This window comes from Streptomyces sp. NPDC046821, assembly GCF_040645335.1.
In the GTDB taxonomy this organism is placed as follows: domain Bacteria; phylum Actinomycetota; class Actinomycetes; order Streptomycetales; family Streptomycetaceae; genus Streptomyces.
In genome coordinates this window covers 309,405-321,687 of record NZ_JBEYYB010000002.1, presented here as the reverse complement: position 1 = coordinate 321,687, position 12,283 = coordinate 309,405, and the positions used below count along the sequence as shown (strand labels likewise).

8 protein-coding genes are annotated in these 12,283 nt (G+C 71.0%); 5 read left to right on the top strand and 3 right to left on the bottom strand.

Annotated elements, in window-relative coordinates; translation table 11 throughout:
- Nucleotides 1-39: 39 nt before the first annotated feature.
- The gene (gene treY, locus ABZ893_RS05025) at nt 40-2,445 is read right to left on the bottom strand and encodes a malto-oligosyltrehalose synthase (RefSeq protein WP_361396896.1); all 2,406 of its coding nucleotides are present in this window, start codon (nt 2,443-2,445) and stop codon (nt 40-42) included.
- An 81-nt stretch (nt 2,446-2,526) separates the two neighbouring features.
- On the opposite strand from treY, the gene ABZ893_RS05020 reads away from it, so the two are divergent.
- Nucleotides 2,527-3,807, top strand: a complete 1,281-nt coding sequence (locus ABZ893_RS05020) for an MFS transporter (protein WP_361396894.1) — start codon at nt 2,527-2,529, stop codon at nt 3,805-3,807.
- Here the strand turns inward: ABZ893_RS05020 and glgX are convergent.
- A complete protein-coding gene (gene glgX, locus ABZ893_RS05015) occupies nt 3,761-5,875 on the bottom strand; it encodes a glycogen debranching protein GlgX (RefSeq protein ID WP_361396891.1) in 2,115 nt (704 codons plus the stop codon). The two genes, ABZ893_RS05020 and glgX, sit on opposite strands and share 47 nt — an antisense overlap.
- A 302-nt stretch (nt 5,876-6,177) precedes the next feature.
- Between glgX and ABZ893_RS05010 the strand changes: the two genes are divergently transcribed.
- Complete coding sequence (locus ABZ893_RS05010) at nt 6,178-7,434, top strand: SAV2148 family HEPN domain-containing protein (RefSeq protein WP_361396887.1); 1,257 nt, start codon at nt 6,178-6,180, stop codon at nt 7,432-7,434.
- Nucleotides 7,435-7,547: 113 nt separating this feature from the next.
- Nucleotides 7,548-8,264: a 3'-5' exonuclease gene (locus ABZ893_RS05005; protein WP_361396885.1), complete on the top strand. Its 717-nt coding sequence runs from the start codon at nt 7,548-7,550 to the stop codon at nt 8,262-8,264.
- 82 nt (nt 8,265-8,346) lie between these two features.
- Here the strand turns inward: ABZ893_RS05005 and ABZ893_RS05000 are convergent, their stop codons facing one another.
- Nucleotides 8,347-9,219: an aminoglycoside phosphotransferase family protein gene (locus tag ABZ893_RS05000; RefSeq protein ID WP_361397701.1), complete on the bottom strand. Its 873-nt coding sequence runs from the start codon at nt 9,217-9,219 to the stop codon at nt 8,347-8,349.
- 105 nt (nt 9,220-9,324) lie between these two features.
- Here ABZ893_RS05000 and mgt point away from each other — a divergent pair, with 105 nt between their 5' ends.
- Both mgt and ABZ893_RS04990 read left to right on the top strand, forming a co-directional pair.
- Complete coding sequence (gene mgt, locus ABZ893_RS04995) at nt 9,325-10,581, top strand: macrolide-inactivating glycosyltransferase (protein WP_361396882.1); 1,257 nt, start codon at nt 9,325-9,327, stop codon at nt 10,579-10,581.
- A gap of 459 nt (nt 10,582-11,040) precedes the next feature.
- Entirely contained in the window at nt 11,041-12,252 is a 1,212-nt protein-coding gene (locus ABZ893_RS04990) for a S8 family serine peptidase (RefSeq protein ID WP_361396879.1), read from the top strand.
- The last annotated feature ends 31 nt before the right edge of the window (nt 12,253-12,283 follow it).

The following is a 12,283-nucleotide window of genomic DNA, read 5'->3' as shown; positions in this document are numbered from 1 at the left end:
GGGTGTGGGGTTCCGGATCACGCCACCCCTACGCGGGGCCTAACCCCCCGCCCGGACCAACAGCGCCACCGGCAACCCCGCGAACAGCTTCTCCACGCGCGCGTGCCCCTCGAACTCCCCTCCCGGAGCCAGCAGATCGACCCACCGACCCTCCGGCAGAGACAGTTCCGTATCGCGCCAGCCCCCCGCCTCGGCCAGCCGCAGCGACAAGCGGGTCACCGCCGTGACGACCTCCGCCGAGCGCGCGAACGCCACACAGTGCTCCGCCCCCGCGCCCCGCGCGGTCAGCGCCTCGTACGTGGCCTCTCCGCCGAACCACTCCGGATGCGCCCGCCGCAGCCTCAGCGCGGCCATCGTCAGCCCCAGCTTCTCCTCCGCGTCGCCCCGCTCCAGCGGCCCGGCGTCGCCCCGCTCCAGCCGTCCGACATCGAATCGCGCCGGCGCCCGATTGTCCGGGTCCACCAGCGCCCGGTACTCGAACTCCGTTCCCTGGTACAGGTCAGGCACCCCCGGCATCGTCAGATGGATGAGCGCCGCCCCGAGCACATTCGCCCGCACATGCGGCCGCACGGAGCGCGCGAACGACGCGACCGCCTTCCGCGGCGGCCCGCACGGGCCCGCCGTCACGAAGTCCCTCACCGCCTTCTCGTACCCCGCGTCCGGCTCCGTCCAGCTCGTGCGCAGGCCCGCCTCCCGAACGTGCTTGAGCATCGCTCCCTGAAGCCGCTCGCCGTCACCATCGTCGGAGTCGCCGAAGCCGACCGCGGTCTGCCAAGCAGCCCACGCCAGTTGGGCATCCGGCGCGCTCGCCCCGCCACCTGTGACCTCCGCGAGCAGCTTGGCCCAGCCCTCCGGGCACTGCGTGAGCACCGAGATCCCCGCCCGCACATCGGCACTGCGCTTCGTGTCGTGCGTAGAGAGCACCGTCCCCGTGGACGGCCAGTCGCGCTGCACGCGCGCGCAGTACGCGTGGAACGACTCCGGGTCGACCGCCGGACTCTGCGGCGCGCCCCCCACCTCCGTCGCGGACAGCAGCGGCGCGTGCCGGTAGAACGCCCGGTCCTCCAGCGCCTTGGCCCGCAGCGCCGACGCCGTCTGCGCGAACCGCGCCCGGAACGCGCCGTGCTCCGGCCCCGCCCCGCCCTTCCCGAGCGCCAGCAGCCGCACCGTGTCCACCGCCTCCGCCTCCTCCGCGACGGTGAACGCACCCTTCGCGTCCTCGGCGTCCTCGGGCGTGAGAACCGTCTCGGGGTCGTCGCCCCCGTTCACGTACGGCCGGTACACGTCGAGGCGGACGAGGAGTTCGCGGACGGCGGTCCGCAGGGCCCAAGGGGCGTGGTCGCGCAGCGTCGGCTCCGCCGCGCACAGCCGGCCCGCCTCGCGCGTCAGCCGGTCCACCTCGGCCGCCAGTTCGTGCGTCACGACCTCGTACGCGGCGCGCCGCGCCGTCGCCTCCCAGTCACCGCCCTCGTCGGCGGGCGCCGCCGTGAAGCGCCGGAACCGGCCGAGCAGTTCGTCCGCCCCCGACGCATCGGTGAACAGGCCGTCGATCCGCCGCAGAGCGTCGTACCCCGTCGTGCCGGCCACCGGCCAGGCGGCGGGCAGCTGTTCGTCCTCGCCGAGGATCTTCTCGACGACGGTCCAGCGCCCGCCCGCCGCGTCGGCGAGATCCTTCAGATACGCGCCCGGGTCGGCGAGGCCGTCGGGATGGTCGACCCGCAGCCCGTCGAGGACGCCCTCGTCGAGGAGCTGGAGGATCTTCGCGTGGGTGGCGTCGAAGACCTCACGGTTCTCCACGCGGACCCCGATGAGGTCCGAGACGGTGAAGAACCGCCGGTAGTTCAGCTCGGTTCGGGCAAGACGCCACCAGCCCAGCCGGTACCACTGCGCGTCGAGCAGCTCCGGAAGCGGCAGTGTCCGCGTGCCCTCGCGCAGCGGGAACGCGTGCTCGTAGTAGCGCAGTACCGGACCGTCCACCTCCAGGTGCTCCAGCTCGTGGCTCAGCCGGTGCCCCAGTACGGGCAGCAGCACCCGCCCGCCCTGCGCCTCCCAGTCGATGTCGAACCAGTGCGCGTACGGGGAGTGGGGGCCGTCCCGCAGCACTTCCTGGAGCGCGCGGTTGAGGCCGGCCGCCGACGCCATGTGGTTCGGCACGATGTCGGCGATCAGCCCGAGCCCGTGCTCGCGCGCCGTCCTGGCGAGCGCCCGCAGCCCTTTCTCGCCGCCCAGTTCCTCCCGCACGCGCGCGTGGTCCACGACGTCGTACCCGTGCGTGGACCCGGGGACGGCCTCCAAGATCGGCGAAAGATGCAGGTGGGAGACGCCCAGGGAGGCCAGATACGGGACGGCCGCGGCCGCCGCGGCGAACGGGAACGCCGGCTGGAGCTGCATCCGGTACGTGGCCGTGGGCGGTGCGGCGTGCGGGTCCGGCGTCAAGGGCGTCATGCGAAGCTACGTACCCGCCCGGGCGTCTTTCGTGTCATCGCCGTATGCATATGTCACCGCCGCCGTGGATAGCGTCGGACGATGGCACAGGCAGCAGGGGGAACAGCCGAGCGAACAACGGCGACGTACCGCGCGGTGATCGACGCGACCGGAAGGCTGCTTCCGGTGCTGTCGTTCTTCGGCCGGCTGCCGGTCGCGGTGATCCAGTTCGGCAGTGTCCTGCTCGTGACGAGAACGAGCGGATCTCTCGCGACGGGAGGGATCGTCGCCTGCGCCCTCGCGCTCGGACAGGTGACCATGGGTCCTGTCGTCGGCCGGCTCGCCGACCGGCACGGGCAGCGCGGCGTCGTGCTGTGCTGCTCGCTCCTGAACGCCCTCGCGATCGCCTGCTACACGCTCGGCGCCCTCGCCCGGCTCCCCACACCGCTGCTCGTGGTCCTCGGCGTGCTCGCCGGGGTCACAGTGCCCGGCATCGGCCCGCTGGCCAGAGCCAGGGGCGTCGCCCTCGTCCGCCGCGCGGGGACGGACGGGCGCGACGGCCGTGTGGTCAACGCCTTGTTCTCGCTGGAGAGCACCATGGACGAGCTGTCGTTCGTCCTCGGACCCGCGCTGATCGGCGTGGCGGCCTTCGTGGGCCATCCGGCGTACGCGTTCGGGGTGGCCGCCCTTCTCGTCGCCGGCTGCGGTTCGGCGTTCGCGCTGCACCCGACGGCGACGGCCGTCCGGCCGGTGGCGGTCCCCAGGAAGCAGCGAGGCCGCCCGCGTATGCCGCGCGAAGTCCGGCTCGTACGCCTCGGCCTCGCCCTCCTGGGCGTGCTCCTCGGCGGCTGCGGCGCCGGGATCACGGCGCTCACCCAGGACCTCGGGCAGGAGGACCAGGCGGGCCTCGTCTACGCCGCGATGGGCGTCATGAGCGCCGCCGTCGGCCTGTCCATGGCCGCCGTCCCGGAGCGCTTCGGGCTCGCCCTGCGCTGGCGCGTGGCCACCGCCGGCGCGGCCCTCCTGTCCCTCCTGCTCATCGGCACGACGAGCATGACCGGCCTCTACGTGGCGGTGACCGTGTTCGGCGCCGCCTTCGCGCCGAACCTGATCACCGGCTTCGGACTCACCGAACGCGCCGTGCCGGGCGAACGTCTCGCCGAGGGCATGACGTTCGCCGCGAGCGCCTTCGTCGGCGGGCAGGCAGTCACGCTCGCGGTGGCGGGCCGGCTCGCCGAGTCGTACGGCCCCGCCGCCGCGTTCACCGTCGGCAGCGTGGCCGCCGCCCTCGCGTTCGGCGTAGCCCTCCTCGTACGGACCCCAGCCGCCCCGGAGGTCACGCCGGTCGCTGCAGCACCGTCAGGCTCCGGTCGAGGAGCGTGAGCCGGTCGCCGGCCTTCACCTTCTCGCCCGCGCCCGGCGGCACCCCGTCGGGCAGCGCCGTGTCGACGACGACCTCCCACTGCCGCCCGTGGTCGAGCGGCACGAGGAACTCCCTCGGGTCGGGGGAGGCGTTGAACATCAGCAGAAACGAGTCATCGGAGATCTTCTCGCCCCGCGGGCCCGGCTCCGAGATCGCGTGCCCGTTCAGGAACACGGACATGGCCCGCGCCTGCGCCGAGTTCCAGTCGTCCCGCGTCATCTCCCCGCCCTCCGGGGTGAACCAGGCGATGTCGGTCAGCTGGTCACGCGTGCCCTCGACCGACCGCCCGAGGAAGAAACGGCGCCTGCGGAACACCGGGTGGTCCCGCCTGAGCCGCGCCATCGCGCGCGTGAAGGCCAGCAGGCCGTCCTCCTCGTGCTCCTCGGGCCAGTGCACCCAGGCCAGCTCGTTGTCCTGGCAGTAGGCGTTGTTGTTGCCGTTCTGCGTACGCCCCAGCTCGTCCCCGTGGCTGAGCATCGGCACGCCCTGCGACAGCATCAGCGTGGCGATGAAGTTACGGCTCTGCCGGTCCCGCAGGCCCAGGATCCGCGGGTCGTCGGTGTCACCCTCGGCCCCGCAGTTCCACGACCGGTTGTAGCTCTCCCCGTCCCGGTTGTCCTCACCGTTCGCGTCGTTGTGCTTCTCGTTGTACGAGACCAGGTCGCGCAGCGTGAAGCCGTCGTGGCACGTGACGAAGTTGATGGACGCGAGCGGCCGCCGCCCGTCGTCCTGGTACAGGTCGGACGAGCCCGTCAGGCGCCCGGCGAACTCGGCGAGGGTGCGCGGCTCGCCCCGCCACAGGTCCCGGACGGTGTCCCGGTACTTGCCGTTCCACTCCGTCCACAGAGGCGGGAAGTTGCCCACCTGGTAGCCGCCCTCGCCGACGTCCCACGGCTCGGCGATGAGCTTCACCTGCGAGACCACCGGGTCCTGCTGCACGAGGTCGAAGAACGACGACAGCCGGTCCACCTCGTGGAACTGCCGCGCGAGGGTCGCCGCCAGATCGAAGCGGAACCCGTCGACATGCATCTCGGTGACCCAGTACCGCAGCGAGTCCATGATCATCTGGAGGACGTGCGGCGACCGCATGAGCAGCGAGTTCCCCGTGCCCGTCGTGTCCATGTAGTAGCGCGGATCCTCCGCCAATCGGTAGTACGAGGCATTGTCCAGGCCCCGGAAGGACAGCGTCGGGCCCAGATGGTTGCCCTCGGCCGTGTGGTTGTAGACGACGTCGAGGATGACCTCGATCCCCGCCTCGTGCAGCGCCCGGACGGCCGACTTGAACTCCAGGACCTGCTGCCCGCGGTCACCCCAGGAGGCGTACGCGTTGTGCGGGGCGAAGAAGCCGATGGTGTTGTAGCCCCAGTAGTTGTTGAGCCCCATCTCCACGAGGCGGTGGTCGTTGACGAACTGATGGACCGGCATCAGTTCGAGCGCGGTCACACCCAGTGAGGTGAGGTGCTCCAGGATCGCCGGGTGCGCGAGCGCCGCGTACGTGCCGCGCAGCTCCTCCGGGAGCGCCGGGTGCGACATCGTGAGGCCCTTCACATGGGCCTCGTAGATCACCGTGTGGTGGTACTCGGTGCGCGGCCTGCGGTCGTCGCCCCAGTCGAAGTACGGGTTGACCACGACGGACGACATCGTGTGCGGCGCCGAGTCCAGGTCGTTGCGCCGGTCGGGCGACCCGAACGGGTACCCGTACACCGCCTCGCCCCAGTCGACCGCCCCGCTGATCGCCCGCGCGTACGGGTCGAGGAGCAGCTTCGACGAGTTGCACCGCTGCCCGCGCTCGGGGGCGTACGGGCCGTGCGCGCGGAAGCCGTAGCGCTGGCCCGGCATGATGCCGGGCAGGTACGCGTGGCGCACGAACGCGTCGGTCTCCCGCAGTTCGACGGCGGTCTCCGAGCCGTCGTCGTGCAGCAGACACAGCTCTATGCGGCGGACGGCCTCCGAGAAGACCGCGAAATTGGTACCGGCACCGTCGTACGTGGCACCGAGTGGATACGCCTGTCCAGGCCAGACCTGCATGGGTTCGACTCTTCCACTCCGGCCCGGATTGCCCCGGGCGACTTGGGCCAGAGTCTTCCCGAAAGTCACGGAACCTCCTAGGAGGTGACGGAGTGCAAGAAGAGCGCTTCTCCTGAGCCCTCAGAGGCGTGACCGCTATGAATCCGCTCACTCCCGGTGACCTCACAGGGCGGAACGGCGTGACCAGGAACGGCAGTTGAGAAACTGCCATGCCCATCGGGCTGCATCGCCGACCGCTCCCGGAGTACCCTTCCTTGATCGTTGCTGGGGGAGTGCTCGGGGGAGCGGAAGGCGGTGTGCGGGTGAGCTCGGGTGGGCTGGAACTGCCCCCTGGTGACGCGGGTCACGAGGGGGCGTCGGCTGACGTCCCGCCCGGAGCGGTGTCCCTCGCGCGGCCCATGGACATGGGGTCCCAGATAGGTCCGGAGTCGGAGTTCGCCTGGGGCACCGAGGCCTGGGGCGAGGTCCGCACGCGCGCGCAGCGCGCCGGCCGCGCCTACATCTGGCTGAATCTCGTGGAGCAGCGCCTGCGGGCCGTCGTCGCCGCCGTGCTGCGCCCCGTCTACGAACCCGTTCACGGCGACGACTGGGTCGTGGCGGCGGCCGGACCCGCAGGTCAGGAGTGGGTCCAACGCGCAGTCGCCGTCCGCGAGGTGAGCCGCCGCAAGGGCTATCTGCTCGACCCGGCCGACGACAACGTCCTCAGCTTCCTCACCCTCCCGCAGCTGCGCGAGCTGATGGTCCAGCACTGGCCCTGCTTCGAGCCGTACTTCGACGACCGCCGCGACGTCGAGCTCGCCCTCGACGAGCTGGAGGTCACCCGGAACGTCGTCTCCCGCAACCGCGCCCTGTCCGAGGCCGTCCTCGGCCAGGCCGAGCGCGCCTCCGCCCGGCTCCTGGAGATGCTCGGCGTCGGCTCGGACGTGCCATCCGCCCGCCGCCTCCCCGTCGACGCCGTCGAGGAGCTGGTCGGCGACCGGTACTCCGACGTCGTGGGCGTCCATTCGGACCGCGTACGGCTGCTGCGGCAGTTCCCCGCCGAGGACATCTTCGGCGGCGCGCGGCGCCTCGACGCCATCGGCATAGGCCTGAACATGCTGGTCCAGAACTTCTCCGGCCGCCGCCTCGTACGCCTCGCCGAGTCGGGCTGCCGGGTGCGGCTGTTGTTCCTCAACCCCGCGTCGAGCGCGGTCAAGCGCCGGGAGCGCGAGCTGGGCCTCAAGCGGGGCGAGCTGAGCCGCTCCGTCGAGATGAACATCCTCCACATGCGGCGCGTACGGGCCCGGCTGCGCGACCCGGGCGCCTTCGAGATCCAGGTCTACGACGAGACGCCACGGTTCACCGCGTATCTCGTCGACGGTGACGGGGCGGACGGCGTCGGGGTCGTCCAGTCGTACCTGCGGCGGGGCCGGGGGATGGAAGCGCCTGTACTGGTGCTTCGGGGACCTGGTCGCGTGGTGAAGGCGCACTCCGCGCGCGCCGAGGAGGAAGCCGGACTTTTCCCGACGTATCGCGAAGAGTTCGAGATGGCGTGGGCGGACGCCCGGCCGGTGTCCTGAGCCCCGCGCACGGCGGAAAGCGGAACGCGCACGGCCCGTTGTCAGTGGCCCGTGCGATCGTGGTGAGCCACCGGGGGGAGACACGGGGAAGCACCACGAAGAAGGGGGCCGCGATGGGATGGCACCGGGAGCTGCTGGTCGGCTTCGACCTGGAGACCACGGGGACGGATCCGCGTGAGGCGCGCATCGTCACGGGCGCGGTGATAGAGGTCAAGGACGCGAGGCCGCTCGGGCACCGGCAGTGGCTCGCGGACCCGGGGGTCCCGATCCCCGCCGACGCGGTCGCCGTCCACGGGATCAGCAACGAGAGAGCCGCGGCCGACGGCGAGCCCGCCGACCGCGTCGCGGACGCACTGGCCGACGCGCTCGTCGGGTACTGGAGCACGGGCGTACCGGTCGTCGCGTACAACGCCGCGTTCGACCTGACCCTGCTCACCGCCGAGCTGCGCCGCCACGGCCTGCCCTCACTGCGGGACCGGCTCGGCGGCGTGGAGCCGATGCCGGTCATCGACCCGTACACGATCGACCGCTCCGTGGACCGCTACCGCAAGGGCAAGCGGAACCTCGAAGCGGTGTGCGCGGAGTACGGCGTGCGGCTGGATGCCGCGCACGACGCGTCGGCGGACGCGCTGGCCGCCGCCCAACTCGCCGTGGCGATAGCCGCCCGCCACCCCAAGGTCGCCTCCCTCGGCCCGGCCAAGCTCCACGACCGGCAGATCGAGTGGTACGCGGAGTGGGCGGCGGACTTCCAGGCGTTCCTGAGACGCAAGGGGGACGAGGGGGCGGTCGTCGAGTCGGCTTGGCCGATACGGGAGTTGGCGGACGTCTGATCGGTGACCTGGCGCTGGCTCTGGTCCCGCACCGGCAGTGGACCCGAACCGGCAACTGGTCCCGCCCCCTGAAACCGCTCCGTCAGAACGGGTACCAGCGCACCGTCGGATCCCCGTCCCGCAGTGACGCCACCCTGCGTTCGAACTCCGCCAGGGCCTTGGGGTTGGTCGGCGCGTGCTGGGCGACCCACGCACAGCTCGCCGTCTCGCGTGCGCCGCGCAGCACCGCGCACCCGTCCCACTCGCGCACGTCCCAGCCGTAGGTCTGCGTGAACGCGTCGTAGGCCTGGGGGTCGAGTCCGTACCGGTCGCGGGAGAGCGCCATGACGACCAGGTCGTGCTCGCGCAGGTCCGAGGAGAACGTCTCCAGGTCGACGAGGACCGGACCGCCGGGCCCGATGTGCACGTTGCGCGGGAGCGCGTCGCCGTGGATCGGGCCGGGTGTCAGGTGCGGGACGAGCGCGGCGGCCGCGTCCGCGAATCCGTCGCGCCGCTCGCGCAGATAGGCCGCGTCGGCCGGGTCGATCGCGTCGCCCGCGAGCCGCAGCCACCGCTCCACGCCGCCGAGCAGTTCACGGCGCGGCAGCGCGAAGGGCGGGGCGGGCAGCGCGTGCACGAGGCGAAGCAGTTCGGCGAGGTCGCGCGGTTCGGCGGGCCGCAGCGCGGCGGGGACCCGGTGCCACACGGTCACCGGGTGGCCGTCCACGAGCAGCGGCTCCGGCTCGGCGGCCCGGACGGCCGGCACGTCGTGCGCGGCGAGCCAGCCTGCGACGGACAGTTCATGGCGGGCCCGCTCCAGGAGTTCGGGGGCGCGGCCCACCTTGACCACCAGGTCGCCGAGCGCGAACACGGCGTTCTCGCCGAGCGCCAGCAGCTCGGCCTCCCGCGCGTCGCCGAGCGTCCCCTCGGGGAGCCCCGCCGCGCCGAGCACCTTCCGTGCCTGCGCCTCGTCCATCATCTGCCTCCCACGATCACGGCGTACCGGCCAAGTCTCGCACCCGCCCGGGAGCCGTCTCCGCCCTGGTCGGCGGGTACTGCGGACGGAGGCCGCCCGGCATTAATGTCATTGCACGAGACGTATCGTCTCGCCTACGGTTTCTTCATGACCGCTTCCCGGAACACCCATATCGCCATGTTCTCCATCGCCGCCCACGGGCACGTGAACCCGAGCATCGAGGTGATCCGGGAGCTCGTCGCCCGCGGGCACCGCGTCACGTACGCGATCCCGCCGCAGTTCGCGGACAAGGTCGCCGAGGCCGGGGCCGAACCCAAGGTCTGGCACTCGACGCTCCCCACCGACGACGACCCGGACGCGTGGGGCACGGAGCTGATCGACAACATCGAACCCTTCCTCACGGACGCGATCCAGGCGCTGCCCCAGCTCATCGACCTCTACGAGGGGGACGAGCCCGACCTCGTCCTCTACGACATCACCGCGTACCCGGCCCGCGTCCTCGCCCACCGCTGGAACGTCCCGATCATCCAGTTCTCGCCGAACCTCGTGGCCTGGGAGGGCTACGACGAAGAGGTCGGCAAGCCGATGTTCGAGCCGCTGAAGCAGACCCCGCGCGGCAAGGCGTTCTACGAGACCTTCGAGGGCTGGATCCGTTCGAACGGGATGGATCTGCCGGTGGAGGACTTCATGGGCCGCCCGGACCGCTGCCTCGTCCTCATCCCCAAGGCGCTCCAGCCGAACGCCGACCGGGTCGACGAGGGCCGCTACACCTTCGTCGGCGCCTGCCAGGGCGACCGCTCGGCGCAGGGAGGCTGGCAGCGGCCGGCCGACGCCGAGAACGTGCTGCTCGTCTCGCTCGGCTCGACGTTCACCAAGCAGCCCGCCTTCTACCGCGCCTGCGTCGAGGCGTTCGGCGATCTGCCGGGCTGGCACGTCGTCCTTCAGATCGGCAAATTCATCGACGAGAAGGAGCTCGGTGAGGTCCCCGCGAACATCGAAGTGAGCCGGTGGGTACCGCAGTTGGCGATCCTGAAGGAGGCCGACGCGTTCATCACGCACGCCGGTGCGGGCGGCAGTCAGGAAGGTCTCGCCACCGCGACGCCGATGGTCGCCGTGCCGCAGGCCGTCGACCAGTTCGGCAACGCGGACATGCTCCAGGCGCTCGGCGTCGCCCGCCACGTACCGATGGACGAGGCCACGCCCAAGACGCTCCGGGAGGCCGTACTCACCCTGGCCGGCGACCCCGAGGCGGCGCGCCGCCTCCAGGAGATCCAGAAGGACATGGCGGGGGAGGGCGGTACGACGCGGGCCGCAGATCTGGTGGAGGCGGCGGTCGACACCGCGGTTGCGCGCCGACGATAAAGAGAGCGCGGGCACTTAGTTACAAAGGTTGTGCCCAGCGCTAATCGAGCAGGGTCTGCGGAAAGTTCAGGCCAGTGAGGTGCCGTCGCGGGAAATCCTGCGGCGGCACCCGGCCGCCCAAGTAGTGGATCTCCACCAGGAGTTCAGGAGTCGTTTTTCCCGTATGCCTACGGATTTTTCGAACTCCCCATCGTCTACAAGCTGTTGCTGTCCATCGGCGAGTGTGAATTCCAGAGGTCCGAAGTGTCGGCCGAAGCCCGAATTGTTATTACGAGAGCCTGTTGAACAAGTCACAGCTGTATGCAGGCCTTGATCTGCCCGCGTCAATCGGACAGGGTTTTGTGCCAACCCCCGGAAATCTTCCGGGGATTCGCGGGGGACGCGTGAGAACCATCGGCGCCCCCGCACACCCCCACAAAACAAAACCCCCCCCACGAATCCACGAGGAGAACCCTCTTCATGGCAGATCACAAGCGTGCCCGGAACACGGTCAAGCTCACCGCGGCGATAGCCACCGCGGCCACCGCGGTCGGAGTCACCCTCTTCGCGGGCCCCCTGGCCGGCGCCGCGACCCCCACCGAGGGCAAGGTCTACGGACTAGATGCCAAGGGTGCCGTGTCCGGCAGCTACATCGTGCTGCTCGACAAGAAGGCCGGCACCGACGCCAAGCAGAACCTCGCCAAGGAGTACGGCGGCAAGCTCAAGCGCGCGTACTCGTCCGCCGTCAACGGCTTCTCCGTGAACGGCCTTTCGGAGACCGAGGCCAAGCGCCTGGCCGGTGACTCGGCCGTCGCCAAGGTCGTCCAGAACAAGACGTTCCACATCAACGCGACACAGGACAACCCGCCGTCGTGGGGCGTGGACCGCATCGACCAGACGGACACCGCGGGCGACTCCAAGTACACGTACCCCGACAGTGCGGGCGAGGGCGTGACCGCGTACGTCATCGACACCGGTGTGCGCATCAGCCACAAGGACTTCGGCGGCCGGGCCTCCTCCGGCTACGACGCCGTGGACAACGACAACAACGCCGACGACGGCAACGGCCACGGCACGCACGTCGCCGGGACCATCGCCGGCCAGGCGCACGGCGTCGCCAAGAAGGCGAAGATCGTCGCCGTCCGCGTCCTCAACAACCAGGGCTCCGGCACCACCGAGCAGGTCGTCGCCGGCATCGACTGGGTCACCAAGAACCACCAGGGCCCGTCCGTCGCCAACATGTCCCTCGGCGGCGGCGCCGACGAGGCCCTCGACGCGGCCGTCCGGAAGGCCATCGCCTCAGGCGTCACCTTCGCGGTCGCCGCGGGCAACGAGTCCACCGACGCCTCCAAGGGCTCCCCGGCCCGCGTCAAGGAGGCCATCACCGTCGCCTCCTCCACCAAGGACGACCAGCAGTCCAGCTTCTCCAACTACGGCCCCGTAGTGGACATCTACGCCCCCGGCTCGGCCATCACCTCCGACTGGAACACGAACGACGACGCCACCAACACCATCTCCGGTACGTCGATGGCGACCCCGCACGTCGTGGGCGCCGCCGCCGTCTACCTGAGCGGCCACCCGGACGCGACCCCGGCCGAGGTCGCCAAGGCCCTGACCGACGGCGCGACCCCCGACAAGATCTCCAACGCCACCCAGGGCACGCCTGACAAGCTCCTGAAGATCGTCGAGTAGCACCCCGTTCCGGCGGCCGCCGCGCCCTCCC